This window comes from Paenibacillus gyeongsangnamensis (genome assembly GCF_027533625.1).
Taxonomy (GTDB): Bacteria; Bacillota; Bacilli; order Paenibacillales; family NBRC-103111; genus Paenibacillus_G; species Paenibacillus_G gyeongsangnamensis.
This window is the reverse complement of sequence record NZ_JAQAGZ010000005.1, coordinates 121,723-148,355: the sequence shown is the minus strand read 5'-3', so window position 1 is coordinate 148,355 and position 26,633 is coordinate 121,723. Positions and strand designations below refer to the sequence as shown.

Sequence of the window (26,633 nt, the reverse complement as noted above, 5' to 3'; positions counted from 1 at the left end):
AGCCTCTCCTTTCCTGGTCAAATGAATTCGTCCCCTTCTATCCCTCCCCGTGATGCAGCGGTACGGGCCCGTTCCATATGGAATCGGGATTATCTAGAGGATCCTTATCCAAAGTAAACTGATAGATCACCAGATGCTCGTCCTCGTAATATACCTTCGGGCGGGGATGAGTCTTCATATATTCCTTCAGCCAAGCCTCGAATTCGGCATTCGCTTTTTCTCTAGCTTCATATTTGGGCAGCAGCTTCTTATAGAAGGAAAGAGATTCCGAGACCCGGAAGACGGTTTTCTCCTGATACACAAACGCATTAGGCGCAATATTCCGGTCCGGCTCGGTTTCACCTCTGCGGGTCGGAAAATCAGCCTTGCCATGGGGATCGTACGTGTCAACAAAGTTTTGCAAAAATTGATGAAAGCCGTTTCCGAGCACCAAGTCATAGCCCTCATCTTGCGAGTAGATGGTCCATGTTTTGGGCCGGAATTCGCTCGCGATCCGCAAGTATTGACGCACCCCTGACTCCCATTCCATTTTATAAGGCACAATAGGCTGCAGATGATAACTACGTAGAAAGAATATAAGAAGTACTAGACACAGTGCAGGCTCCCAAAATCTTCTCCATGGAATCCAAACAAGCGCGCGCCAAAGCGTTGCCATGCCCATTCCCATACCAAGCGTTGCTCCGATCCCCCACAAATTGCCCACCCGCGAGCTGATGACCTCGCTATGCGTGATTGCTCCTCCATACCAATAGAGGAAAAACGAGGAGATGCCAAAAACGACCATCGCCGCTTCGGGCAATCGTTCCTCCCGGCGCTTTCTCGTAAAGATAACCCCGAGCAAAGTCACGAAAATTGCAGCGGCCGCCGTATAATCCCACACGGTTAACGGAACCGGAGGAACGTTTACCCTTCCGTTAAGAAACTCGTTGACCGCATCATTGTCCACCGTTTTCGTCAGCTTCGACAGCACAATCAATTTATGCAAAAACACTTGCGCATAAGAAGCAGCTGCGGAGATCACCCCGGCGACGGCAATCCATAAGCTTCGCTTATAATAGGCTTTAAACGATAAACAGATCGCTGCCCCTACCGCGCACGCCACTCCCATGGCCAAATAGCCATAAGCAAGCGTATGAGCGAATCCTGCGGCACAGCAGGCAGCCAGCATGGCCGTCAGCTTATCCCGAGCCCCGCTCTGCAAGTAGCGAATGGCAAAGTAGACTGCCGGCAGAACGAATACCAAGGAAAATTCCTGAGAGTTCGTCCCCACCTGACGTTCCCAGCTGTAGTCCAAGAATACATATCCGGACCATCCGTAAATCGCTGCCGCCAAAATACCGGCATACCGGTTGCCGGTAAAGCGTGAGATCAGAATGTAAAAGCTGAAGGTAATTAGCAACGTCATGACAGGTCCGCTGTCCTTCAACACATATAATTGGTCGATCGCTGAAAACTTGTGCAAGTAAGCTAGAATGATATGAAAGCCGGCGGGATAGAACCCGTCCTGAAACAGCAAGCGCCGTTCGATATATTTCATCCAGGCCAAAGCGACGTAGGAGTCCGCAAGCGGAGGCGCCGCATGCATGACCACATCATAGAACCGGATATAACAAGCGCCGGCAAGCACTCCCGTCAACAGCAAGGCGGGCGCATGCTTGAGTATCGCCTCGAACCATATGTAAATCCGTCGTCTGGGCCCAGATTCATGTGCCGTCTGGTTTCCAGAAGCTATGTACTTCCGATACTTCTTTACGGCCAGCTCGCTCTTGCCCCGAAGCTTGGCCAGAATCTGCTTTAAACGAAAACCCGTTTCGAGAGCATCGTAGAACCGGTATCTAATAAAGCTGACAGCCTGCTCCCGGATATTCGCTTTGCTGCCGCGCAGATACGGAAAAATAACAATAATACCCGCGATAAAAATTAAAGCCAGAACCTCATACAATCTTGTCAGCACAAGCAAGTATCCCAAAACAATATAAAAACAGCAGGCCTTGACGAAGAAGCTGCTCATTCGTTCCAGCCGGTCGTTTCCCGAATCAACGAAAGCCAGCTTCGGCCAAACCCAGAATAAGAGCCAGAAGGCAAATGCGTAATGACTCAGCTGATACAATTGATTGGCAAATGAGTCGTATTGCATGCGCACGTCCCTCCCGGCTAAAGCATTCCGACATGTAAACCATCAAGATGTCGCGTACAAATAATAATCCAGCTTCTTAAGTACTTTAAGTAAGTTTTGCGTTGAAAGCACGGCAAACATGACGGATCCAAGAAGCAGCCCGATCACGGCCCAGCTATAATCAACCCAGCGGGTGAGCAAAAAGCCGGTCAGCACATTCACGGCTAACGCGGGGACTAGCGCCCGGTTCACGAATTGCGGCTGCGATAATGAAAACAAGATTACCGCATTCATCAGTCCGATGGATAGAATCGCATAAGCGGCCAACGAAATGTAAAAAACGAACCAAGTAATCCAACTCGCGTGACTGCCATCGTCTGCAATTAAATGTTTTCCGTAATAAATCATATATTTATCATCGAAATAAATAAGGGCCCAGTATACCAGTAGCGCACTGATCAAGCTTGCAATGGAAATGACCCCGAGCATCTTCAGATACATCGACCGGTACAGATCGTTCATCCGCTGCGTGTCAAACCCCAGAAAGCTCTTTTGACTCGTTTCCAGATCCCGCATCATCTTGCTGACGACAACCTCGCTGATTCCAAGCGGAATCATTAGCACCAAGAGGGCAAAGTCCAGCCCAAGCTCATAGGGCCCTCGAAACCACAGGAAATAAGGCATGTACTGCTGGTCCGGGTCCCAAGCATGATCGGTCGACCATGCCATCACGCGGTCGGTGTACAAGAAAGCGAAATAGAGGAAGCCATATATAAAGTAAGGCATCACCCCATATACCATAACGGACAATCGGGTCAATTTGGGGGCAATGCCCTTCTCTTCCTTCTTCTCCGCTTGCCTGAAAAAATAATAGGCCAAACCCATCCCTGCAATGGATACCAACGATACCGCGATGAGCTGAGCTTGAATAATCGGCATGTCGACAATTTTGAAGAGCAAGTACACTATCGCGATCCCGCAAGCGATCAGCCCGGTGAACGTCAGCTCTTTGCGAAGCAAGTACATCACGGTAACCGAGAGCCAGATGGAATTCAGAAAGAAATAATAGAGCACGATAATCCAAAACATGCTGGACGGGTACAAGTTAAAGATCACGTCGGCAAGATAGATGACGACGGATACGCAGGCACAAGCCAGAAACCCGACGCGGATGAAGTAAAAGGTAATTTTTCGGCTCATATAATAATAATGCTGAGATAAATAAAAAAAGCCCCTTCTTGCTATTGCTTGCGTAAATCCGCCTACGGTGAGGAAGCTCAGAATCGTTCCGATCGCAATACTCGTAGCGAAATCAATGGATAGCCTTTCATAGGACCATAATGAAAATCGGAGCGTCAGCATCGCGAATACGGAAATCGCCATGGGCAGCGCGAAGATCAGTCCGCGCAAGAAGCTGCGGATGACTTCCATGATCAGCCTGATTCCGCCGAGCTTCTCCTGAAGCTCAAAGGGGGTGGATACGAACCTTTGGCTTACGGTATCCCAAATTTCGTCTGCGAGGGCGAATACATCTTCCACACCGAAGGCCGCTTCCGCCCGTTCGTCATTCCAACCGAGCGATTCGAGGATAGCCGCGATCTCATACCGGTCTTCCGGCTGCCGCCTGCGCTCCAGAACCGCCTCCACTAACTGCTCGAACGCGGAGGCAGGCTGTTCCTCAAGGTAGGCAACGGCTGGACTATAATCGGCTTTACTCATGCATCACCAAGTCCCGGAATTGTCATTTGAACAATAAGCTCGACTAGTAGTCCGTTGCGTTCCGCCCGTTCCACCAGCTCCGGCGTAATTTTCTCTCCTCGGCCGGCGATTTTTCGGCCATCCCGCCCGAATAAATCTTCCCCGACGATCTTTCCGACGATGTACCGGTAACGAATCGCCATAATTTCCGAATCGATGGCCTTGCTGCCGCCTTCCGCATGGGAATGGATGTCGGCAGAGGGCCGGGCTTCGGTTCCTGACAAGCTTTCCTGAACTTCTTCCCTTTTTTCCTTCGGCTCATCGTCTGCGCGAGCTTCGGCACGGACTTGATCGGGGTCCGCGGGTGCAGCGTATTCATGGGCAGACGAGGGTTCGAACGCCGGGGCTGCGGCAACAAAATCATCGATCTCTCCCCAAAAATGCGAACGCCCTCCCTCCCCGGTCGGTTGCGAATTGCCGCCGGCACCTCCTTGGTACGGGTTCTCTTTGGCCTGAACCTCGAATGCAGCTGCAGGCATCTCCACCGCTTTCGAAGCGGGAACGGGCTTATCCCCGAAGAAATAATTCGTGCCTGCAGAAACGAAGGGCTTCTCCTGAGCCGTTGTTTCCAGCGTTAATCCGTCAGCCGTCGTCAGAAGAGAAGCATAGGCATCGCCTAATGCTTTAGCTGGAAAAGGCACCACGTTGTTCGCTTGGGCTGCAATCTCTTGCTGCTGCAGGGTCAGATCGGCAACCGGCATGTCGCTGGCCTGCCGCAGTTCGTTTACCGGCGGCTGTTCTTCCAATCCGGCCGCCTCGATGCCGGCGGACATCTGCTCATACGCCTGCTCTTCAGTGACAAGCTCATGCTGAGGCGCCGAAGAGGCCGTGAACGAAGGGCTAACCATCGATTGGCTTTCTTGCAGCGCCCCCTGCAGCATCGCCTCGATGGCATTAGGCAGACGCTGGTATGCAAGCTCCTGCAAATCCCTGTCGTTATGCCGGGATCGTTCCTGAAGCAGCTTATCACGTTGCGCGAGCAGCCGCTGCCGTTCCATCCTTAGCTGCACAGCTTGATCATGTAAGGCTTGCAGCTCGCTATCCTGAAGCTGCTTTAGCCTTCGGATGGTTGAACGTACCTGGCTCTTCTTGTAACCGAACCAAATCATCCGAAAATTTGCTGCGCCCCGCTCCATCATTTACCCCTCCTCGTCCCGTCGTTACTTTTCTTGCCCGGATCGCAGCTCCTGCAGTCTGTCGATCAAATTCCTTTGAATCGCTTCTTCGCTCCCCTTATCATGAAGCCGGTCGCCGGCTGGATTATTCTTTATGTCGCTTAATTCTTTAATCGCCTTCAAGATGGCTTTCGTCTGCTCGAGATGAGCATCCGTCAATTCGCGGGTCAAGTCCTGCTCCCATGCTTCGTCCGGCTTCTTCCGCTTAAGCTCCCCAATCTCCAGGTGAAGCTCCTCAATTTCCGCCTGTATTTCAATGACTTCTTGCTCCAATGCGGATTTGGCCTTCACGTGATCCTCGCGAAGCTCTTCCAGCCACTGTTTAACCTGCTTCGGATCATATCCGAACAAGGACTTTTTCACAATCGCGTCCCCCTCCCTAGGCAACCCCCTGTCCTAAGCCTTCTATAGATTCGGTCAAAGCCTGAATCCTCTCCAATTCCTGAAATACGAGATCAAATTTCCCCATACGGTTATAGGCGGAGGAAATTTCAAGCAAAATCACCGGTACGTGTACCGAAACGGGAGCCTCATTCACCGCATGCCTGAATTGCTCGACCGCTTGAGGGTCCAAGCCGTTGGCAGCGAGTGCATAGCCTCGTTCCATATAAAGCCGCTGGCGGGCGAGCGAAGCGGTCCGTTTCGGCACATCCGTTTGCCGGGTCCACTGTTCTTCAACGCGAACAGCCAGCCGGATGTAGCTCTTAAGATGCAAATCAAGCACTTTATCGAGCGTAAAAAAGTTCATCGCCCGTTCACGGCCATCGCGGCCGAGAGAATGCCGTAGCTCCGCATTCTGCAACAGTCTGACCATGCCCTCGGCCAAGGCGTCGGGGTCTCGGGGCGAAACCAGAATACCCGCTTCTCCAACCGCCTCTTTCACTCCGCCGACATCGGTGGAAACAATGGCTTTTCCCGACATCATCGCCTCTACGACCGAGTATGGGAATGCCTCCGAAATACTGGACAGCACAACAAGATCGCCGCTTTGGTAGGCGGCAGCCATATTACTGGTATGGCCCGCAAAGATGACCGTCTCCTGCAGCTGGAGCTGCTCCCGTAACGCCAGACATTCTTCATAATAGGAAGGCACAGATACGGAGCCGTATATAATGATTTGTGCATCCGGAATGGATTCCTTCACCTTAGCCGCCGATCGGATTAAAGTAAGGATATCCTTTAAAGGATCGATTCTGGCTATGCTGACAACCGTAGGCTTTGCGTGAGGCTCGCTGGGCGTATCGGTAAACACCGTATTGTCCACACCGTTATAAATAACCTTCACATTCCGCTGCGACACACCTAACCGGGTTTCCCAGCGGGTATTATAACCGCATACCGGTGATACCTGGTCCGCAGTGTAATAATTCAGGCTGACAACCGACTGGATAAATCGGATTAGAAACGTGCTTAAGAAGGAAGAGTACTCCCTCTCCCTCTTGCCCAAGGACAAGTATTGCTCCCGCAAATATACTCCGTGTTCGGTCAATAAATACGGCGTACGGTTGCGCAGCTTGTCAATGGCGCATGGAATGCCGCAGAAGCCCGAAGCGGAGGAATGGGTAACATGGACTTTCGGTACCGGGGTATTCACAATATTCAGGAAGCGATATAACCAGCCCAAGCTTTGAATCATTCCGTAAATATCCGGTTGGCTGATCCGATTGGCAGAATCTCCGCATAATCTAAGCAGATGGGCTTTATATTGTTCCCAAACCAATTCGGATTTGAAGGTTGCCTTATATTCATACACCTGCAGATAATCCTGCAGCGACAGCAGCAAAAGTCCGAATTGCGCAGGATTTTTCTGCGGCCGGACGATTTCCTCCACCAGCTTGATAAATAAGGGAAGAAAGTGCTTTCTGATATTCTCGTCATCCGTACGTTTCTTGGATTCCAAGATGCGGGAAAAAGGTACGTCGAGGTGCTCGCTAGGCTCCTCCGTGCCCCATAACGGAATTTTGATAATTGAAGCATTGCTGGACACAGGGAATTTCTGCGTGACGAACGGATTAGCCAGAATACTATATATAATAAAATCAACATCGGGCATACGTTGGACCAAGAGATCGCACCAAGTGCTTACTCCGCCTTGATGATACGGATAGGTACCTTCGGTTGAAAGCAAGACCTTTATTTTATCGTTTGCTCCCATATTCATCACCTATCTTTCTCGTCGCCCGATCATAGTAATAAAGAATCACAAAAAGTCGAAAATAATAGTTCTATAGAACTATTTTACTTTTATCAACCGTTTAATGCTACTAAAATTTTATTAAAAAACGATCAAGTCGCCCGAACCGATGGCGAGTGATCCGATTTTGATATTCATAGACCATCATACCATGTGTTTTTTCAAAAAGTATTGGGTAAATATTAGGAACCGATGAGGTTATGGCTCCAATTCAGTCTAATTGTTAGGATTATTTTAAGTGGAGAGGCTGCGGCAGGATCTAAACGCAAAAAAGCCGCCGGGAATCCCGGCGGCTTACGTCGGACGCTGAACTAAGCGTTCACTTTTTGCTTAGCCGTGTCAGCCAACGTATTGAATGCGTTGATGTCGTTTACCGCGAGGTCCGCCAGCATCTTGCGGTTCACTTCTACACCGGCCAGCTTCAGGCCGTGCATCAGCTTGCTGTAGCTCAAGCCGTTTTGGCGAGCAGCCGCGTTGATCCGGACGATCCACAATTTGCGGAAGTCGCGTTTTTTCTGACGGCGGTCACGGTATGCGTACAGCAGGGATTTCATAACCTGCTCTTTAGCGGTTTTAAATAATCTATGTTTGGAACCGAAGTATCCTTTTGCAAGCTTCAAGATTTTCTTACGACGACGAGTGCGGATAAAACCGCCTTTAACTCTTGCCATGACAATCTACCTCCATGAATGTTAGATGAATATCCCAGGTCTACCCGAAATTACTTAATGTTAGCAAGCCCTTGCTTCAAGCGTCTTACGTCGCCTGGAGCCATAACCGGGTTCGTTCCGAGAACGCGCTTCTGGCGTGCGGATTTACCGGACAGCAGGTGGTTTTTGTACGCTTTGTAACGTTTTACTTTACCTGTACCTGTGATTTTGAAACGATCTTTCAGGCTGCTGTGAGTTTTCATTTTAGGCATGGTGTGTTCCTCCTTAAGTATTCGTTCGTGCTTTTATTGCGGCTTCGGTGCCAGGATCATGATCATGCTGCGGCCTTCCAGCTTCGGTCTGCGTTCAACGATACACAGCTCTTCCACTTCGGTAGCCATACGCTCCAATTGGCGCTGTCCGATCTCGGCATGGGCAATTTCCCGGCCGCGGAACCGAACGCTCAGCTTCACCTTATCGCCTTCGTTAAGAAACTTCACGACATTACGAAGCTTCGTTTGAAAATCGTGCTCGTCGATCGTCGCGCTGAGGCGTACTTCCTTCAGTTCCACGATCTTCTGGTTCTTACGGGCTTCCTTTTCTTTCTTCTGCGTTTCGTAGCGAAACTTCCCGTAATCCATGATGCGGCATACCGGCGGCTTTGCCGTCGGAGCGACATTCACGAGATCCAGGTTAGCTTCTCCTGCAATCTGCAGAGCTTCACGAATCGGTTTGATACCCAGCTGTTCGCCGTCAGCCCCGATCAGACGAACTTCCTTCGCCCGAATATCATCGTTAATGATGTGATCTGTACTTATGACCAGCCACCTCCAAAGGATTGTACAAAAAAAGACGTAGGCGCCATACGCCCACGTCCTGTTGGTCAAGTGATCTTCATTCGAACTTGGCTCGAATACAAGGAATAACTTCACTCTAGTCATAACCAGCCAACGCAAGGTCGGTCAGGTGAGAAGCGGGCGCTTCTTCTTTCGCACTGAAATACTATATCATTATTTACGCTTCCGTGTCAACCCGTTGTTGATCGCCGGCGTCAGCTCGCCTGTTTGCTCTGCACATCCTCCAGCCGGATGACCCGGGTGTGCTCCGTATGGCTCCACTGCTTGTTGTTTTGGGTGAAGAACGCATAGAACGTGATCGGCCACCAAGACAGCAGGAACAGCGGGAACGTAACCAGATATTTATAAGATTTCCAAGGCGCTTTCTCGAGGACCAGTGCGATAACGAACTGCGCATAGGTCAGCACGGAAAAGGCGGCAAAGAACATCGGCGAAATCTGATAAAGCGAGGTGAATCGCGGCAGGCCCGGAAGCGTCACGTCGATCCAGAGCACTACCGTTACGAGCGAGCCGATGAACAGGTTGTATACGTTGAGCGCATAGACGGCCGTATCGATCTTCGACCAGCTGCCTTCCTTGATCCCCTGCCAGAACAGCGGGAAGAAATAGCGGCGGGCTACCTCGAAGTGCCCCTGCATCCAGCGCAGACGCTGGCGGGCCGAAGCCTTGAACGTCAGCGGCTTCTCGTCGAACACCTTGGCGTCATAGTTGAATGTCGGGTTGACGCCGCGCTGCACGCAGCGCATCGTAAACTCCAAATCCTCTACAAGGCTTGTCGCTCCCCAGCCCATTTCCTTCAGCAGATTGGAGTCGAAGCACATGCCTGTACCTCCCAAGTAGTTGGCGAGGCCGAGGTTTGTCCGAGGCAGCTGCCATAGACGGTTGCAGTACCAGTAAGTGACCGCATAAGCGGCCGTGATCCAGGAATCGTGCGGGTTCTTCGTATCCAGGTAAGCCTGAATGACCTTGGACCCGTTGCACAAGTCGTTGTTCATGTGCTTCAGGTAATCGGTGCTCACCAGATTGTCGGCGTCGAACATGACGACGGCATCGTACTGGCGGGGCATCTTCCACATTTCCTTGAGCATCCATTCGATCGCATAGCCTTTGCCCCGCAGCTTCGCATTGTGGCGTTCCATGGCATGAACGCCATGGTCGCGGGTGATTTGCGCCGTTCGGTCCGTACAATTGTCGCAAATCACGAATATATCATAGAGTTCTTTCGGATAATCCAGGTTTTTAAGGTTCTCGATCAGTGCGCCGACGACCTGCTCCTCGTTATGAGCCGCTACCAGCACGGCAAACGTTTTTTGCGGTGCATGCTCGGCTTTATTCTTGCGTCGGTACCAACCGAAAAACGTCAGAACCAGCTGGTAGGCACCGATCATCGCGATCACAATCTGGATACCTAACAGTATACTGTCCAGCATGAAATATCCCCCTTTTTTTGTATGTACCCCTTGTTTCGTCTCTGTTTGTGCTTATTCATTTCATTCGTTGGCGTTTATTGGGTTGTGCGGGTTGCCGTATATGATTTTCCTCTGTTTAGCCCGTTTTGTCAAATCTCATGGGCGCTCTCTTCGCCACGCATGAGCATCCAATTACGGTAAAACGAGGGGAATTTCGCTCAGACGCTCCGCCTTCCCTCTTTTTAACTCTTATTTTCATCGATTTTCATTCTTTTTATAAGCGTCCGCTGGAAAAAACCTTCAGAGGCTCCTGCGCAAGCACCTCCAGATAGCTGTCGAACAACCGGCCGAAAATCTCATCCCACGATTGACGCAGGCTGTAGCTTCTTCCTTCAAAAGCCAGCCGTTCCCGCAGGGACGCGTCATCATACAGCCGTACGACGGCTTCGACAAATCCCGCCACGTTCCCCGGCTCGCAAAGCAGACCTGTTTGCCCATGCCGAATATTGTCAGCTACACCGCCCGCTCTCGCTCCAATCACGGCAGTCCCGGAGGCCATCGCCTCCAGCACCACGTTGCCGAACGTTTCGGTCGCCGACGGAAAGACGAACGCATCGGCTGCCGCGTACAGGTCGCTCAGCGCTTTCCCCTGCTGGAAGCCGGTGAACGTCAAGTCCTCCCGCTCCCCGTGCTGCTCTTGCAGCGGCTTCAGAAGCGGACCATCCCCGGCGATGACCAAATGGGCATTCGCGCGGATCCGCTCCGGCAGGGCGTCAAACGCCTGCAGAAGCACATCCGTGCTTTTCTCCGGCGCAAGCCTGCCCACATAAAGCAAAACGAACTTGGCTGGGTCGATGCTCAAGGAGCGCAGCACCTGCGGCCGATCGACCAGCGGATGAAACCGGTGCACCTCCACCCCCCTGGACCAGATCTCCAGATGCCTCAGCCCTTTTTCCTGCAGATGGCTTCGGGTGGATTCGGAAGGAACGTAAATTTTGCGGCATTCTTGATGAAACCAGAGCATGTATTTCCACAGCATCGGTTCCATCCAAGGAAGCTTATAATAGGATAAGTATTGGTCGAAATTCGTATGATAGGAAGCGACGATCGGCACATGATTGCGTTTGGCGTAATGCAGCCCTAAGAGGCCAAGGTTAAACGGCGTCGCCACATGGATGAGATCCGGCGCAAAGGCGCGGAGCGTTCTCCCGAGGTTGACCGGGTTGGGGATGGCCATCCGGCATTCGGGGTATAATAGGAAGGGAATACTGTAAAATCTCTCCACCATCCATTGCTCCGTATCGGCTGCGGCTGTGCTTTGGGGTGCGAACACTTTGCATTCGGCGCCGCGCGACTCCAAGTACTTCACCCACCGGCCCAGCGTCTTGGCTACACCGTTCACATCCGGTACGAAAGTATCCGTAAACAGGGCTACTCTCATAATTAACCTCCTCATTGTTTGTTGAAACAAAAGGGCTTATGGCGTTTGTTCGAGCAGGCTCCGAATCAGCAGTATATGCCTTCGGCCGCTCTTGAAAACGGATTTATCGAATTTGAACTAATATATAGGAATTAATCCGATTTCAAATGCAACACGTGAACTCTCCGGCACATACTCTGTCTTCCGTTTAATGATAAACAAAAAATTTTGTTACAAAAACAATTTCGTCGCAGCAAAAGGGACAAACAAACGTTCACAATTCTTTCACAGCTATTGTAACGAAGGAGTGTTAAGAGAACGTCAATACAACATTAAATCGTTCTTTATATTCTGATAATGTTCTATTAACATTTACCCGGTATACTCAAATATATGAACGAATGCGAGAGCTTATCCCCACTGCAAGGAGGCGCTTTGGTTTGAGCCGTGTTTTGAGCTGGCTTCAGCACCATGAGAACCGGATGTTTTGCTTGGTGAATCAAAAAATGCATCATACAGCCCTGGACCGTTTCTTCAATACGATTACGCACCTCGGCGGCGCAACCGCCACGATCATGCTGGCGCTTTGTCTGGCCATATTCGCCCGGGGCGACTGGCGGACCGCAGGTTTCGAAATGTGCGCAGCACTGGCCGTCAGCCACCTGCCCGTCGCCATCATAAAGAAGAAATATCCGAGGCTTCGCCCTTATCTTGTACTACCCGATACCGTAACATGCAAGAACCCGCTCACGGACCATTCTTTTCCTTCCGGCCATACGACGGCCGTTTTCTCCGTAGCGGTGCCGCTGATGTTCATCGGCTCGAGCGTCGCTATTATTTTGCTGCCGCTGGCATTGCTTGTGGGCTTATCGCGTATATATTTAGGACTGCACTACCCGTCCGATTGCCTGGCAGGCTCCTTAATCGGGTCGGGAACGGCGCTGATGGCCGTTGCCGTGTTCAGCTAGAACGGCAGCATCAGGCAAATCTGGTGGATTCCCATTGGCAAGGTAGGGTGAAGCATTATGCGGAAAAAGAGGGTTTTATTGTTATCCGAAGGGTTCGGCGCCGGCCATACGCAAGCGGCCCATGCATTGTCCGACAGCCTTCGCATGCTTGCTCCCGATGTGCAGACCCGCGTTCTTGAGCTCGGATCGTTCCTGCATCCGACGCTGGCACCGCTGATCTTCACGGCATACCGTAAAACGGTAACGACCCAGCCGAAGCTGTACGGTCTGATGTACCGAACTCAATATAAAAAATCGCTCAACCGGTTGACGCAGCTTGCGCTGCACCGGATATTTTACGCCCAGACGGCGGAAATCATCCGTCAGCTGCAGCCGGACACGATCATCTGCACGCATCCTTTTCCCAGCGCCGTCATCAGCCGCTTGAAGCGAATCGGTCTGGATGTCCCTTTATGCACCGTCATTACGGATTACGATGTCCATGGGACCTGGGTCAGCCGTGAAGTGAACAAATATTTGGTGTCTACGAATGAAGTAAAGGAGAAGCTGCTTCGCCGGGGGATTCCCGAAAGCAGCATCGAAGTGACGGGAATTCCCGTTCACCCGAATTTCTGGGCGCAGCATAACCGGGAAGAGCTTCGCGCGGCCTTCTGCCTGCAGCCGCTGCCTACCGTGCTTGTGATGGGCGGGGGATGGGGGCTTGTGAAGCAGGAAAACTTCCTGAATCACCTAACCCGGTGGCGGGACCGGATTCAGCTTGTCGTCTGCCTGGGCAGCAATGGAAAAGCATTGTCGACGTTAAGCGCGGACGAGCGGTTCCGTCATCCGAATATCCGCCTTCTCGGTTTTACGAAGGAAATCGATAAATGGATGGACGTTTCCGATCTGCTGATTACGAAGCCAGGCGGCATGACCTGTACGGAAGGACTCACCAAAGGGATTCCGATGCTTTTCTACAAGCCGATCCCTGGGCAGGAGGAAGAGAATCTCCAGTATTTCACCCAGCACGGCTTCGGGGAGCAGATCAAATCGGCTGAGACGATCGACCACTGGCTCCAGCTCCTGATCGAACGCTATCCGGACGTCGTGCAGCAGCGGCAGCTGCTCACGGGAGCTGCGGCCGGATACAATCCGGCCAATTGCCCGCAGGCCGTTATGAACATTTTAAGAAAATAAGCCAAACAGCCCTTGATCTCTTCTCGAAGAGCTTCAAGGGCTGTGTTTATTAGTATTGGAAGCTACTCTTGCTCCTTGTCCTCATCGGAAGATTTAAGGGCCTTAAGATGCTCGGCCAGCGCCTCTTCCCCTACGACGACCTCCAGCCGGTGAATCGGTTCGCCCCGCTCGAAGAACTTGGTCTCATATTCGGTCATGACCAGGTCGGTCCGCGCGCCTTCCGCATGAAGGTTTAAGGAAATATGGCGCATCCGAAGCCCGAGATCTGCGAAGGAATTGAGGGAAAACTCGAAAAGCGATTGGGAGTCGGTCTTAAAGTGGATTTGTCCGCGAGAGTTCAATATCTCCAGGTACTTGTTCACGAAATTCGCATGCGTCAAGCGGCGACGGGCATGCTTCTTCTTCGGCCACGGATCGCTGAAATTCAAATAAATGCGTTCGATCTCATCCTTGGCAAACATCCGTTCAATCGCTTCAATATTATACCGCGCGAGCCGCAGATTCGAAAGATCGCCGTCGTGCTCCTCACGGGACAGCTTCGCCTTCTCGCTGGCTCTCCGGACCAGCTCATCATACATATCCACGCCTATGTAATTGATTTGCGGATTGAGCGCGCTCAGCTGGCTGATAAACCGCCCCTTGCCCATTCCAAGCTCCACATGGATCGGCCGGTCGTTGCCGAACAGCTCCGACCATCGGCCGCGATACCGCTCGGCCTCCAGCACAACCAGTTCGGGCTGGGCCTCCAGCGCTTCTATAATTCCTTTACGTCCTCTTAACCGCATAATGACTATCTTTCCTCCACTGCTTAATGTCTTGATCGATTATACTCCCATTTGCGGATAAAAGAAAGACCGGCCGGGCTGCTGCGGCAGACGCGGCCGGTTCTTAAAACGCCCCGCTTCCTTCTAACCATGGAAGCGGGAATTATCGGATATTGCCTTCGTCACGGTTACGGCCGCGGAGACCTGCAAGTCCGATCAGACCCAGCAGTCCGAGCCAACCCCAACCCGTTCCCGTCCGAGTCGTGCCGTCGGCATAAGCGCGGTAAGAAGTCGTGTTATAGTTGCCGCCGTACCCGTATCCCGTACGGTCCGTCGGGGTAGTATAAGTGTTCATCCGGTCCAGCATATTGTTGCTGTAATTCCGGACGGTATTAGCCGTATTGGTTGCGGGATTGGTGGTGTTGGTAGGATAAGTGCCTGTTCCGGTTGTGCCGTATGCACCCGTTCCGGTCGTACCCGTAGTACCGTAAGTGCCGGTCGTACCGGTTGCAGTCGTTCCGGTCGTACCCGTCGTCGTTGCTGTGGTGCTGACCCCGGTGCCGTCCGTCGTAGTCGTTGCCGTCGGATTCAACGTACCGGTCCCCGCTGTCGTAGAAGAAGTGGTGGCCGTTCCCGTAGGGGTGGTTTCCGCGAATGCTTGACCGCTAAAACCCAGAGCTGCCGTCAATGCCAAAGCCGCTGCCGTCTTGGTAAACTTGTTCATGTCGAAGTTGGCTCCCTTCTGCCTTGCTGTAGTGTGCTGCAACCATAGCATGGGCTTTGCCGCAAGTTCCTATCCCGTCTGAAGATAGGTGGATGTTGCTATGGAAAGAAGTTCGCTATTTGCTGCGTTTTCCGTTAAAATATATCGGTAGCCCGGTTTATACCGGAGCTTGTTTTATAGGAAGAAGGTGTACACGAGATGCAAAACACAACGGTAGAGCCCCGTTTATGGGGGGATAAACGTTTTCATACCTGGAATTACGAGATGCGAAATCAGTTTGGCGGCAAGGTATTCAAAGTCATGCTGGATGCGGGCTTCACCTGCCCGAACCGGGACGGCTCGATCGCAGCCGGCGGATGCACGTTCTGCAGTGCCAGAGGCTCCGGCGATTTTGCCGGCAGCCGCCGCGACGATCTTGTCACCCAATTCAACAAAATCCGGGACCTGCAGCATCAAAAATGGCCCGAGGCCCATTATATCGGCTATTTCCAAGCCTATACCAACACCTACGCTCCCGTGGAGGAGCTGCGCGAATATTATGAAGCGATCCTCCAGCAGCCCGGGGTCGTCGGACTTTCCATCGCCACAAGGCCCGATTGTCTGCCGGACGATGTTGTGGAGTATTTGGCGGAGCTGAACCAAAGAACGTATCTATGGGTCGAGATGGGACTTCAGACGGTGCACGAGCGAACCTCGGAGCTCATCAACCGGGCCCATGATACGCAGTGCTATCTCGATGCGGTGGCCAAGCTGCGAAGACACGGAATTCGGGTGTGCGCCCATATCATTTACGGGCTCCCGCAGGAAACGCATGAGATGATGCTTGAAACCGGCCGCGCCGTCGCCCGGATGGATGTTCAAGGAATAAAAATTCATTTGCTTCATTTAATGAAGAAAACGCCGATGGTGAAGCAGTACGAAGCCGGGCTTCTTCAGTTCCTGGAGAAAGACGAATATGTGAAGCTCGTGGTGGATACTCTGGAGTTTTTACCTCCGGACATGATCGTTCACCGGTTGACGGGTGATGCGCCTCGGGAGCTTTTGATCGGACCGATGTGGAGCCTCAAGAAGTGGGAAGTGCTCAATGCGTTCGATCAAGAGCTCGCCCGCCGCGACACATGGCAAGGCAAGCTCTGGACCCCTTAAGCCTTGCGCGCAAGCGCAGGGCGCTTTATTTTCCGGCGCATGAACCGAACCGGGCACGGGCGCGTTTACTTCATCGAGAGTAAACAAAGGAGCTGGTGCCCATGAAGAATAAAGGTTGGATGATTGTCATGATCGGAGCGCTGGTCGTCATGGCGGCAGCTTGCAGCCAAAAGCAGGCTGCGCCTGATACGCCGCCGGGTCAGACGGCCGCCCCGGGCAAGGACGCGGGATTGGCCGCGCCGCCCAAGGCGGAGAGCGGTGCCGGCAAGACGGGCCCCGGCAGTGAAGCGGGCGGCGGCAGCCGCGCGGCGGATGCGGCAGCAAGCGCCGGAACGGTCGGGGGCACGCCGCCGGCGCCAAGTGCGGCGCCGAAAGAGGCGGCTCCGCCGGCAGCTGCACCTGCGCCGAAGCAGGAGGCCGCGCCGGCGGAGGTACCGAAGGCGCCGGTAGCCGCCGCGAAGCCGGCGGAAGCGGCCCAGCCGCAGGCGAAGCCGGCGCCGGAGCCCGCGAAGCCGGACAGCGCAGCCGCCGCGAAGCCAAGCGCCCCGCCGCAGGCGGAGCAACCGAAGGCGCCAGCTCCCGCGCCGCAGCCGGCGCCAAAGCCGGCCGCGGCAGATGTAGCCGCCAAGGCCGAGCCGATTTTTAAGGAAAACTGCATGGCTTGCCATGGCGGCAATTTGGAAGGCGGCGTCGGCCCCAACTTAACCAAGATCGGCGAGAGGAAAACTAAAGCGCAAATTGCGGAGCAAATTAACGGAGGCGGCAAAGTGATGCCTTCGTTCAAAGATGCGCTCAGCGCGGAAGAAGTGGAAACGCTGGCGGCTTGGCTTTCAACGAAGAAATAAGACAGCTCGGAGGCGTAACGAAGTGGGATTTTTATCGATTCTCAGCACCGCTCATAAATTGATAGAGGAACGGCTGCAGCCGGGCGAGACGGCCGTCGACGCTACGGCGGGCAACGGCGTGGATACCGCCTTCCTGGCAAGGCTCGCCGGACCTTCCGGTACGGTTCACGCCTTCGATATTCAGGCGGAGGCGCTGGAGCAAACCTCGGGCCGCCTCGCCAAGGAGCGGCTGGGGGACCGCGACGTGCGCCTCCATCTGCGCAGCCACGACGAAATGCTGGAAGCGGTACCGGCCGAGCAGCATGGAAGCGTGGCCGCGGTCATGTTCAATCTCGGCTACCTGCCCGGGCAGGACCATGCTACCGTCACTCGGCCGGACACCACGATTGCAGCGCTCGATGCAGCGGCCCGCCTGCTTCGCAAGGGAGGCATCATCACGATCGTATTGTATACCGGCCACCCTGGAGGCCAAGCGGAGGCGGAAGCGGTGGAACGCTGGGCCGCGGAGCTTCCGCAGCGTCTGTATCAGTCGCTGCAGGTCCGTTTTGTCAACCAGAAAAACAGCCCTCCCTATCTGATTGCGGTAGAAAAACGGCAGATTGATTGATATAATCGCTGTAGTAAACCAGACAGATAGCAGAAAGTAGGGAGAGCGTTGAAACCATATCCGCTGCAATGTAAACCGGAATTCAAAGAGAGAGTATGGGGCGGCCGCGCGCTTGCGCAGTTCGGTCTCGAGCTGCCGGAGGGCCACATCGGAGAAGGCTGGATGATCGGCGACCATCCGAACGGAACGACCTCGGTGGTGAACGGCGAGCTAGCCGGCATGGGCCTGGACCAAATACGGGAGCAGTACGGCGAAGCGTTCTTCGGCAGCAAAGGCTTTTCCAAGAAAAACGGCCGCTTCCCGCTTCTGATCAAATTGCTGGATTGCCAGGACGATCTATCCGTGCAGGTGCATCCGACGGACGATTACGACCGTCTGCCCGCCGGAGAGCTCGGCAAGACCGAGATGTGGTACATTCTCGACGCCAAGCCCGGCGCCAAGATCATTTACGGCTTGAAGGACGGCGTAACCCGGGAGCGGCTCGCCCAAGCGATCGAAGAGAACCGCATCATGGATGCTTTGAACGAAGTGACGGTGGAAGCCGGCGATTCGTTCTACATTCCGGCCGGAACGGTACATGCGCTCGGTGCGGGCGTTCTCGTAGCGGAGATTCAGCAAAACTCCGACAGCACTTACCGACTCTACGATTACGGCCGTCTCGGACTGGATGGCAAGCCACGCGAGCTTCATGTCGAGGACTCGCTGAACGTCATTGCTTATGAAGGCGCCGGGGCAACCTACATGAAAACGGACCTGAACGCTTCCGGCGAATGGCTGACGTTAGCGCGCTCTCCGTTCTTCGTGACGGAGAAGGGCCGGGTGAGCGGCGAATGGAAGCTGCAAACGACGACGGACAGCTTCGTGATCCACATCATTTGCGACGGCGAAGGCACGATTCGCTGGGCGGACGGCGAGCTTCGGGTAAAGCCGGGTGAATGCTACCTGCTTCCCGCCAATTTGGGCGACTATTCGCTGGACGGCAGCATGACCGTTCTCCGCAGCTATTTGCCATAGCCTTTCCATTGCAAAAACGTCCGGTCCTCCGGACGTTTTTTTGCTGCCGCAAGCCAGGATAAACGGCTGCACCGTCCTTGTCTTACAAGGACCAGCGCGTTTATCAAGGTTGATTCGAAGCTATTAAGCTGCAAAAATTTATAAAGTCTTATCAACTTAAAAAGACCGGTCCCCTCGGGTACCGGCCCTTCTTCTTCAACGTTTCCCCCGCTTCGATCGGGAACTTACGCCTTCGGCTTCTTCTTCGCCGCGAGCTGCTGCTTGTACTCCTCGATAGTAAGACCCTTGCTCTTCGCTTTCGCTTCCAGCTTCGCCTCATAAGCAGCTTGGCGCTGGGCTTTCTGCTGCTGCTGGTACTGCTGCACCGTCAAGCCTGCCGCCTTCGCCTTCTGCTGCAGCTCCTCGCGCTTCGCCTTCTGCGCCGCAAGGTACTGCTCGACCGTCTGGCCTTTGGCTTGGGCCGCTTTCTCCAGTCTGGCCTGATAGGCTACCTTCTGGTCGGCTTTATACTGCTCGACCGTCTTGCCAGCAGCCTTCGCCTTTTCCTCCAACGCCGCTTGGCGGGCCTTCGCCTGGGCCGTCAGCTGCTCGGCCGTAAGCCCTTTGGCTGACGCTCTCTTCTCTAGCTTGGCCTGCTTGGCCGCTTCCTTGGCTGCTTGCTTAGCTGCCTGCTTCTTGGCTTGATTCGCTTGTTTGGCTGCCTGCCTCTTGGCTTGCTTCGCCTGCTTGGCGGCGGCGTGCTTGGCCGTTTTCGCCGCCGTCTGATCCGCAGCCGGAGCCATGCCGCCATCCGCGGCGAATGCCGTACCCACCGAAGCGGCGGCAATCAATGCGCCCAGAGAAACGGTGATCCATGTCTTTTTCATGCTCATTTGGATAGACCTCCCGGTCGTTCAAAGTAATCTTTCATGAGCTAGTGTATCCCCAAGTTATGACAAGGCTGTGACAGAAAGCTTAAACCCGGCTTAAAAAAAGAACGATCCGTTCGTAACTAGTGAACCACTATACGTTCCAGTTACTAGTGTATCTGTGAACGCTCTATGTACTCGGAAGTTCACTACGGTCTATTACATGGCAGCCCGGCACTACGCTACTGAACCTAGGTTCCTTTGTAGCGAACCTGGATTCACTAACGCCAGGCCGTCGGCCGTTTTGCGGGCTGTACTGAACCTCCGTTCCTTACTAGTGAGCCTGCGTACGCTCCATGTACCTGGAAGTTCACTACAGCCTGTCGCTTGGCGCCCGGCACTACGCTACTGAACCTAGGTTCCTTTGTAGCGAACCTGCATTCATTAACGCCCGGCCGTCGGCCGTTTTGTGGGCTGTACTGAACCTCCGACGGTCGGCGAGGCCGGCTCGAGATCCGCCAGGAACGTCCGCACCCGCGCCGAGCCGTCCGGCGGATAATAAACGACGAGCAGCTGCGGCTGCGACCGGTCCGTCTCTCCCTCCTGCAGGTAATGCTCCAGCGAGAACGGCAGCACCTCGATCATCGCGTGCTTGTGCAGCTCCTTCTCCTCGAGCCCCAGCGCCGCGAACGACTCCGATACGGAGCCAGGCTGCTCGGCCAGCCGAAGCATATAGTCGGCCTGCCGGGACTTGTCCAGGGTAAAGTCCCACCAGATTTTGCGCGGCTTATATTTATGATTGAGGAAGTAATCCAGCTTCATGAGCCCCTGAATTACATCCATGTCCGGCGTGCCCCGGTGCTCCAGGAAGGACTGAAGCCGCGTAAACAGATCCTCCAGCTGGTGTCCGATCTTCTGCCAGCCTCTGCCCTCCCAGTAATCCCCAAACGCCTGGAAAAAATCAAAGGCCGAAGGGAATTCCTTAGAGATTAAATATTCGACGGTATGGTCCATCCGGTGCGCGTTCCAATATTTCTCCAGCACGTCCTCCACCCGTTTGATCCGGATCAGGTCGGAGAACGGAAGGATGTCGTTGCCGAGGATCTCGTAAGGGGCGCGGTCCATATAAACGTAACCGTACTTATCCGCATCGTGGCGCATCCCCGTGCCACGCAGCATCTTCAGGAAGCCGAGCTGCAGCTCCTCCGGCCTTAGCTCGAACACGTCGTTGAACGTTTTGCGGAACGAGCCGTAATCCTCCTCCGGCAATCCCGCGATGAGATCAAGATGCTGATCGATCTTCCCGCTTTCCTTCACCTTCGTGACGGTCCGTGTCAGCTTCGCAAAATTTTGGCGGCGCTTCACAAGGCTGTTCGTGAGGTCGTTCGTCGACTGTACGCCGATCTCGAACCGGAAGATGCCAGGAGGTGCGTTCTCCGCGAGATAATCCAGCACCTCGGGCCGCATAATGTCCGCGGTAATCTCGAATTGGAACACGCAGCCGCGATGATTTTGAATCAGGAACTCAAAAATCTCCATCGCGTATTCCCGCTTGATATTGAACGTCCGGTCCACGAACTTGATCAGCTTCGCACCCGACTCGATTAAGTAAAGCAGATCGCTCTTCGTCCGCTCCATATCGAAATACCGTACGCCCACTTCGATGGACGAAAGGCAGAACTGGCAGCTGAACGGGCAGCCCCGGCTCGTCTCGAAATAAACGACGCGGTTGGCCAGCGACGGCTGGTCCTCCGCGAAGCGGTGCGGTGTAGGAATGGCATCCAGCTGAAGCTTGGGACGCGGCGGGTTGACGATCACGCGCCCGTTCTTGCGGTAGGCCGCGCCGAACACACTGTATAGCGCGCGGTCTCCCCGCAGCTCCTTCAGCAAGTGAAGGAACGTCTCCTCCCCTTCGCCGACGACGATGAAATCGACCTCGGGGATGCGTTCCATCCAAAACTCCGTGTCGTACGACACCTCCGGACCTCCGAGGACGATCGTCAGCTCCGGCATAATTTTGCGCAGCATCCCGATGACCGTAATCGTTTCCTCGATGTTCCAGATATAGCATGAAAACCCGACGACGTCCGGCTTCCGCTGGTACAGATCGGAAACGATGTTCATCGCGGGGTCTTTAATCGTATATTCGACGATATCGATATTCGGAAATTCGTTCCGGCTGAACGATTTCAAATAACGCAGCGAAAGCGACGTATGAATGTATTTCGCGTTTAAAGTGGATAACACAATGTTCATGTCGATGTTTGGACCCTCTTTGCATTCGGTTACCAGGCCCTGAAGCGCCTATATGGTGCGCATCCGGCATGGGCGTAGTTCCCCCTATTTTACACCGATTCCCTTTTCAACACAAAAAAAAGAAAACGGAACCGTTGTCCCATTTTCTGCTTAATGCATCGTGTCTTGGAGCCATTCGTTATCCGGCGTCAGGCTGGCCAGAAGAAATTCGTCCTGTCCTTCTTCGGACCATACGGCCGCTTGCGTGTGCAGCTGCTCTTCCACTTGTTCTTTCTGCGTAATTAATGCCTTGACATCCCCGTCCGTCACGTCGATCGTTTGCTGCAGCCGCTTGCGCTGCTCGAGCCGCTTGGCCAGTTGATACAGTATCATTTGTCACAGCTTCCTTTCCTGTTTTGGGGTCAGGTCTTATGTTAGCTTCCGAACATTAAGGCAAGATTAGCGGAACATCAACGGTTCGTTAAAAAACTCGGGTGTTTTGTAATCTGTCACAAATTGCACGGATTGCACCGCCTCATGCATTAGCTTTTCCCATGATTATGAAATAAATGCATCTTGTTTCGCGAACCGGCTCGTTCCATGGTATAGTGGAAGCAAATTAAGCATGTTCACAAACCAGGAGGCTCTAATGCACAAGAAGAAAGCGAACCCTTCCCAAGGCGCGCCGGCCAAAACAAGGCTGTATACGGTCAAGGAACCGTCCGGGCTGCTGCCTTTTTTATTGCATACGCTCGCCGGTCAAGGACGCAATTCCGTGAAATCGATGCTCGCCCGCGGACAGATTTCCGTGAACGATAAGGTCGTGACGGCCTACGATTTTCCACTCGAAACGGGCTATGTGGTTGGGATTAACAAGGACAAAGTGATCGAGCCGTCCCCTTTCGTCGGACTGACCCTTCTGCACGAAGACGACGACATCATCGTAATCCAGAAACAGGAAGGACTGTTGTCCATCGCCTCCCCGCAAGAGAAGGACATGACCGCTTACCGTCAGCTGATGAGCCACGTCCGTCGGCAGAACCCCAAAAATCGGATCTTCGTAGTGCACCGACTCGACCGGGATACTTCCGGCGTGATGATGTTCGCGAAAAGTGAAGCTATGCAGCAGACGCTGCAGAACGACTGGCAGGAGATTGTGAAGGAGCGGTCTTACGTGGCGCTGGTGGATGGGCAAGTGAAGAAATCCGAAGGAACGATTACCTCCTGGCTGAAGGAAAGCAGCACGCTGAAGATGTACTCCAGCCCATATCCGGGCGACGGCCAGCATGCCGTCACCCATTACAAGAGGCTGCAGGCGAACCGCAGTTTCTCCTTGTTGGAGGTACACCTCGAAACGGGCCGCAAGAACCAAATACGCGTCCATATGCAGGACATCGGCCATCCCGTAGCCGGCGACAAGAAGTACGGCTCCAAGTCGAATGAAATCGAAAGACTCGGCCTGCACGCCCGCGTCCTGGCCTTTCTTCATCCAAGGACGGGGCAACTGATGCGATTTGAAACGGATATTCCGAAGCCGTTCCTGAAGCCTTTCCGTGAGTCGTCCCCGGGTCCGCGGGGCAGAGGGTAATACGGGTGCCTTCAGCCGATTATCCGCTGCCTTACAGCAACTAAAGTTTCTTCTTTCACAGCCGTGATTTCCCGGATCAATGCGGACGCCCGGCCGGCAACCCGTTCTTTGAATTCCGCATCCTGAAGAGCGGCCAGATTGATCTCGATCGTGAGCAGAGCCGACTGGGCTGCGGACTCGAACAGGATGGCCCCTATCCCCAAATCCGAAACGACGCTCTTATTGGACGCTTCCGCCAGACGGGCCGCGCTTCGGATCCCGTCCCGGCATGCCTCCAGGATGCGCACCGGTACCTGTGCGGCTGCCTCTGCAGCCTGCTGCAAAGCTTGCATGCGGATTTCCTTCTCCTCCTCCGTGGCTTTGGGGAGCCGCAGCGCCTGCATGTATCGCTCGAACGATTCGATATCCTCCATTAGCAAGGTCTCGCATTGCGCCGACAATTGTTCCATGACGTTTAGTACCTCGGTCACTAACGGCCGGATGGCGATATACTTCTCTCCTTCCGACAACCGGCCAACCATCGAGGTCATCGCTGCGCCAAGCGCGCCGACGAGCGCAGAGACGCTCCCTCCGCCCGGCGTCGGAGCAGCGCTTCCGGCTTCGCGGAGGAAAGAACGAAGTGTGCTGTCCCAGGTAATCAAGCGCTGCTCCGTCATCGTCCCGCCTCCTTGGCATCGGCTTGAAGCGCGATGGCTTTCATTAAGTTCTCGAACAGGATCGCAGTCGTCAGCGTACCTACCCCGCCCGGTACAGGAGAGACGGCCGATACGGCCTCTCTAACGTCCTCCGCCGCATCGCCGACAATTGCGCCATCGTCTGTTTCGTTGATTCCCGCATCGATCACCACGAGCTTCGGGTGGACAATTCCCTTCGTAACGACGCCGGGGCGGCCGACCGCCACAAATGCGATGTCGGCATGCCGGAGATGAAAGGCGATGTCCGGCGTCCGGGAATGGCACAAGGTGATGGTAGCCTGCTCCCGCTGCAGCATATGGAACAGCGGCAGTCCGACCGTCTGGCCTCTGCCGATCAGCGTCACGTTCTTGCCCTCCAGGCGGTAGCCGTAATGCTTGAGCAGCCGGAGGCATGCCTCCGGAGTCGCCGGATACAAGCCGGGGGATCCCGTTACGGTAGCCAGCTTATTGGTTGGAGTAACGCCATCCACATCCTTCTCCGGAGAGATGACGCGTTCTAATGCGCCAGCGGACAGATTTGGCGGCAGAGGGAGCTCCAGCAGAATGCCGTGCACCCCCGGATCCTCATTCCATTGAACGATCAGCTTCGTAAGCTCCGCTTGAGTCACCTCACGGGGGAATGTATGCAAGCTGAACGTCACTCCGAGCTTCTCCGCCAGCTTGCACTTGGCCTGCGCGTAATACGCCGAAGCCGGATCCCCCTCCACCAGCAGCGTACAAAGATGAGGTTGAATCCCCTGCTCTTGGTATCGCCTTACACACTGTCCAACGTTCTCATAGACCAGATCGGCCGCTTCTTTCGCCTTCAGCAGCTGTGCCATTTAACCGTCTCCTATCCCTGTAATCTTACAAAACATTCATTAAAACGAAAAAAAGCATTCGCGCAGAACCCGATGATTCGAGTTCTTAGCAAATACTTTTCCCAGGCGAGCGGCACGTTCATGGCCGCAGGCTCCCTCGTGGTTCATTCCACTCTTCTTCGCCAGTCACCTGCGGGTTATTTTCTTTCATCATACCAAAGCGTTCGGCGGAAAGAAAGCCCGAATTCATTCTCGACACAGCCGGATTTCCCTTGATAAAATGAAAGTGAAAATACGAGCAAGGGGGCCGTATCCTAGCGGCACACACGTATAAAAACTGCCAAAGCTGCGGGATGCCGCTGGCGCGAGACGAGCATCGCGGCGGAACGGAGCTCAGCGGCGAAAGAAGCAAAAAGTACTGCAGCCACTGTTACCTTAACGGGGAATTCACACTGCCGGACCTGACGGCCGCGCAGATGCAGCAGAGAGTACAACAGAAGCTGGTGGAATTCGGCTTTCCCCGGTTCTTAACGGGTTTGTTCACAAGAAATATTCCAAAGCTCGAGCGGTGGTCTAAGCCCTAACGCTCTCCGGCAGCGGAGAAATGCGAAAATTCGGATTGTATGCGGGACAAGGAAGGAGGCCGTCATGTTTTCCTACACGATTGATGAAGAACTGAAGCTAAAGCTGCTGGAAGCGCGGGATGCCGAGGAGCTGTTCCTTCTGACGGACAAGAACCGAAAGTACCTGCGGGAATGGATGCCTTGGGTGGATGGGACCAAGACGACGGAGGACAGCCTGGTGTACATCGACCAGGCGCGCAAGCAATGGACCGCGCAAGAGACGGTTACCGCCTGCATCCTGTATCAGGGCGCGTTCTGCGGCATGATTGACCTGCACGGCATCAGCCGCCTGAACCGCAAGGGGGCGATCGGCTACTGGCTGTCGGCGGATAACCAAGGGAAAGGGATCATGACTCGCGCCTGCCGGGCGATGGTGGATTATGCCTTCACTTATCTGGGGCTGCATCGCGTTGAAATCAGTGCCGGGGTCCATAACCGGAAGAGCCGTGCGATCCCGGAGCGGCTCGGCTTTCAGCAGGAAGGCATTGCCCGGGATGCTCAGCGGCTGTATGACCGGTACATCGATTTGGTCATTTACAGCATGCTGGACCATGAGTGGACGGGCGGAGTGCCCGCGGATAAATGAAATCATAGAAGCCCGCCCCTTATGGACGAAGTCCATAGGGAGCGGGCTTTTGGGGTTACGAGCCTCTCTTAGAAGAACCCTCCGCCAAACGGAAAGCCGAAACCGCCGCCGAAACCACCGCCAAACGGAAAGCCGAAACCACCGCCGAAAGCGAACGGAGACGTTCCGATGGCCAGAAGATCGAACAACACCAGCGGAATGAACGCCGATGTTTTCACCTGCTTGCCCTTGGGCGCTACGATCAGCCGGTTGCCGCTGATTTTCACCAGCTTGCCTTCGACCACAGTGCCGTCTTTTTTGAGAGCATAGATTTGCTTGCCAATGAGCTTTTGCACATCCTGCTTGCGAACCGCTTTTTGCATTTGCATGCACCTCCCATACTTTTAGCGTCGGGCCAGGCCCTTGTGTAAATCTTGGGGATAACGCTATATAGTA

27 protein-coding genes and 1 riboswitch are annotated in these 26,633 nt (G+C 54.1%); of the genes, 9 read left to right on the top strand and 18 right to left on the bottom strand.

Going from position 1 to position 26,633, the window contains the following annotated elements:
* Window positions 1-37: 37 nt before the first annotated feature.
* The 10 genes from O9H85_RS09390 to O9H85_RS09345 form a co-directional block, all read right to left on the bottom strand.
* Window positions 38-2,137, bottom strand: a complete 2,100-nt coding sequence (locus tag O9H85_RS09390; RefSeq protein ID WP_269881067.1) for a hypothetical protein — start codon at window positions 2,135-2,137, stop codon at window positions 38-40.
* Between the two features lie 42 nt (window positions 2,138-2,179).
* Entirely contained in the window at window positions 2,180-3,835 is a 1,656-nt protein-coding gene (locus O9H85_RS09385; RefSeq protein ID WP_269881066.1) for a polysaccharide biosynthesis protein, read from the bottom strand.
* Entirely contained in the window at window positions 3,832-5,010 is a 1,179-nt protein-coding gene (locus tag O9H85_RS09380; RefSeq protein WP_269881064.1) for a hypothetical protein, read from the bottom strand. The genes O9H85_RS09385 and O9H85_RS09380 overlap by 4 nt, the downstream gene beginning before the upstream one ends.
* Before the next feature lie 24 nt (window positions 5,011-5,034).
* Window positions 5,035-5,412: a hypothetical protein gene (locus O9H85_RS09375; RefSeq protein WP_269881063.1), complete on the bottom strand. Its 378-nt coding sequence runs from the start codon at window positions 5,410-5,412 to the stop codon at window positions 5,035-5,037.
* A gap of 16 nt (window positions 5,413-5,428) precedes the next feature.
* Window positions 5,429-7,210: a GT4 family glycosyltransferase PelF gene (gene pelF, locus O9H85_RS09370; RefSeq protein ID WP_269881062.1), complete on the bottom strand. Its 1,782-nt coding sequence runs from the start codon at window positions 7,208-7,210 to the stop codon at window positions 5,429-5,431.
* Between the two features lie 344 nt (window positions 7,211-7,554).
* Window positions 7,555-7,914 (bottom strand): 50S ribosomal protein L20, encoded by a 360-nt coding sequence (rplT, locus tag O9H85_RS09365; RefSeq protein ID WP_269881061.1) that lies wholly within the window; start codon window positions 7,912-7,914, stop codon window positions 7,555-7,557.
* Window positions 7,915-7,964: 50 nt separating this feature from the next.
* The gene (gene rpmI, locus O9H85_RS09360) at window positions 7,965-8,165 is read right to left on the bottom strand and encodes a 50S ribosomal protein L35 (protein WP_269881060.1); all 201 of its coding nucleotides are present in this window, start codon (window positions 8,163-8,165) and stop codon (window positions 7,965-7,967) included.
* 33 nt (window positions 8,166-8,198) lie between these two features.
* On the bottom strand, window positions 8,199-8,696 hold the full coding sequence (gene infC / locus O9H85_RS09355) for a translation initiation factor IF-3 (RefSeq protein WP_269881255.1): 498 nt from the start codon (window positions 8,694-8,696) through the stop codon (window positions 8,199-8,201).
* A 248-nt stretch (window positions 8,697-8,944) separates the two neighbouring features.
* Complete coding sequence (locus O9H85_RS09350) at window positions 8,945-10,180, bottom strand: glycosyltransferase family 2 protein (protein WP_269881059.1); 1,236 nt, start codon at window positions 10,178-10,180, stop codon at window positions 8,945-8,947.
* Window positions 10,181-10,433: 253 nt separating this feature from the next.
* Window positions 10,434-11,600 (bottom strand): glycosyltransferase family 4 protein, encoded by a 1,167-nt coding sequence (locus O9H85_RS09345; RefSeq protein WP_269881058.1) that lies wholly within the window; start codon window positions 11,598-11,600, stop codon window positions 10,434-10,436.
* 419 nt (window positions 11,601-12,019) lie between these two features.
* Between O9H85_RS09345 and O9H85_RS09340 the strand changes: the two genes are divergently transcribed.
* Both O9H85_RS09340 and O9H85_RS09335 read left to right on the top strand, forming a co-directional pair.
* Entirely contained in the window at window positions 12,020-12,547 is a 528-nt protein-coding gene (locus tag O9H85_RS09340) for a phosphatase PAP2 family protein (protein ID WP_269881057.1), read from the top strand.
* Window positions 12,548-12,604: 57 nt separating this feature from the next.
* Window positions 12,605-13,723 carry an MGDG synthase family glycosyltransferase gene (locus O9H85_RS09335; RefSeq protein ID WP_269881056.1) on the top strand — a complete coding sequence of 373 codons (1,119 nt, stop codon included), beginning with the start codon at window positions 12,605-12,607 and terminating at the stop codon, window positions 13,721-13,723.
* A 62-nt stretch (window positions 13,724-13,785) separates the two neighbouring features.
* Here O9H85_RS09335 and trmB read toward each other — a convergent pair whose 3' ends face one another.
* Window positions 13,786-14,508, bottom strand: coding sequence for a tRNA (guanosine(46)-N7)-methyltransferase TrmB (trmB, locus tag O9H85_RS09330; RefSeq protein WP_269881055.1), 723 nt, complete (start codon window positions 14,506-14,508; stop codon window positions 13,786-13,788).
* Window positions 14,509-14,650: 142 nt separating this feature from the next.
* Window positions 14,651-15,211, bottom strand: coding sequence for a WGxxGxxG-CTERM domain-containing protein (locus tag O9H85_RS09325; protein WP_269881054.1), 561 nt, complete (start codon window positions 15,209-15,211; stop codon window positions 14,651-14,653).
* 198 nt (window positions 15,212-15,409) lie between these two features.
* On the opposite strand from O9H85_RS09325, the gene O9H85_RS09320 reads away from it, so the two are divergent.
* From O9H85_RS09320 to O9H85_RS09305, 4 genes are all read left to right on the top strand, one after another.
* Window positions 15,410-16,357, top strand: coding sequence for a TIGR01212 family radical SAM protein (locus O9H85_RS09320; RefSeq protein ID WP_269881053.1), 948 nt, complete (start codon window positions 15,410-15,412; stop codon window positions 16,355-16,357).
* A 101-nt stretch (window positions 16,358-16,458) separates the two neighbouring features.
* The gene (locus O9H85_RS09315; protein ID WP_269881052.1) at window positions 16,459-17,202 is read left to right on the top strand and encodes a c-type cytochrome; all 744 of its coding nucleotides are present in this window, start codon (window positions 16,459-16,461) and stop codon (window positions 17,200-17,202) included.
* A gap of 22 nt (window positions 17,203-17,224) precedes the next feature.
* A complete protein-coding gene (locus O9H85_RS09310) occupies window positions 17,225-17,809 on the top strand; it encodes a tRNA (mnm(5)s(2)U34)-methyltransferase (RefSeq protein WP_269881051.1) in 585 nt (194 codons plus the stop codon).
* A gap of 48 nt (window positions 17,810-17,857) precedes the next feature.
* Window positions 17,858-18,823, top strand: a complete 966-nt coding sequence (locus tag O9H85_RS09305; RefSeq protein ID WP_269881050.1) for a type I phosphomannose isomerase catalytic subunit — start codon at window positions 17,858-17,860, stop codon at window positions 18,821-18,823.
* A gap of 224 nt (window positions 18,824-19,047) precedes the next feature.
* Here the strand turns inward: O9H85_RS09305 and O9H85_RS09300 are convergent, their stop codons facing one another.
* The 3 genes from O9H85_RS09300 to O9H85_RS09290 all read right to left on the bottom strand — a co-directional run bounded on the left by O9H85_RS09300 (window position 19,048) and on the right by O9H85_RS09290 (window position 22,299).
* Window positions 19,048-19,695, bottom strand: coding sequence for a hypothetical protein (locus O9H85_RS09300; RefSeq protein WP_269881049.1), 648 nt, complete (start codon window positions 19,693-19,695; stop codon window positions 19,048-19,050).
* Between the two features lie 420 nt (window positions 19,696-20,115).
* Complete coding sequence (locus tag O9H85_RS09295; protein ID WP_269881048.1) at window positions 20,116-21,927, bottom strand: B12-binding domain-containing radical SAM protein; 1,812 nt, start codon at window positions 21,925-21,927, stop codon at window positions 20,116-20,118.
* Window positions 21,928-22,077: 150 nt separating this feature from the next.
* Window positions 22,078-22,299 (bottom strand): hypothetical protein, encoded by a 222-nt coding sequence (locus O9H85_RS09290; protein WP_269881047.1) that lies wholly within the window; start codon window positions 22,297-22,299, stop codon window positions 22,078-22,080.
* Between the two features lie 256 nt (window positions 22,300-22,555).
* Between O9H85_RS09290 and O9H85_RS09285 the strand changes: the two genes are divergently transcribed.
* A complete protein-coding gene (locus O9H85_RS09285) occupies window positions 22,556-23,494 on the top strand; it encodes an RluA family pseudouridine synthase (protein ID WP_269881046.1) in 939 nt (312 codons plus the stop codon).
* An 11-nt stretch (window positions 23,495-23,505) separates the two neighbouring features.
* Here the strand turns inward: O9H85_RS09285 and O9H85_RS09280 are convergent, their stop codons facing one another.
* Both O9H85_RS09280 and O9H85_RS09275 read right to left on the bottom strand, forming a co-directional pair.
* Window positions 23,506-24,150 carry a cyclodeaminase/cyclohydrolase family protein gene (locus O9H85_RS09280; RefSeq protein WP_269881045.1) on the bottom strand — a complete coding sequence of 215 codons (645 nt, stop codon included), beginning with the start codon at window positions 24,148-24,150 and terminating at the stop codon, window positions 23,506-23,508.
* A complete protein-coding gene (locus O9H85_RS09275) occupies window positions 24,147-25,010 on the bottom strand; it encodes a bifunctional 5,10-methylenetetrahydrofolate dehydrogenase/5,10-methenyltetrahydrofolate cyclohydrolase (protein ID WP_269881044.1) in 864 nt (287 codons plus the stop codon). The genes O9H85_RS09280 and O9H85_RS09275 overlap by 4 nt, the downstream gene beginning before the upstream one ends.
* 92 nt (window positions 25,011-25,102) lie before the next feature.
* A riboswitch (ZMP/ZTP riboswitch) is annotated at window positions 25,103-25,189 on the bottom strand.
* 111 nt (window positions 25,190-25,300) lie between these two features.
* Here O9H85_RS09275 and O9H85_RS09270 point away from each other — a divergent pair.
* A complete protein-coding gene (locus O9H85_RS09270) occupies window positions 25,301-25,573 on the top strand; it encodes a zinc ribbon domain-containing protein (RefSeq protein ID WP_269881254.1) in 273 nt (90 codons plus the stop codon).
* 64 nt (window positions 25,574-25,637) lie between these two features.
* Window positions 25,638-26,198, top strand: a complete 561-nt coding sequence (locus O9H85_RS09265) for a GNAT family N-acetyltransferase (RefSeq protein ID WP_269881043.1) — start codon at window positions 25,638-25,640, stop codon at window positions 26,196-26,198.
* A 68-nt stretch (window positions 26,199-26,266) separates the two neighbouring features.
* Here O9H85_RS09265 and O9H85_RS09260 read toward each other — a convergent pair whose 3' ends face one another.
* Window positions 26,267-26,560, bottom strand: coding sequence for a hypothetical protein (locus O9H85_RS09260; protein ID WP_269881042.1), 294 nt, complete (start codon window positions 26,558-26,560; stop codon window positions 26,267-26,269).
* Window positions 26,561-26,633 lie beyond the last annotated feature (73 nt).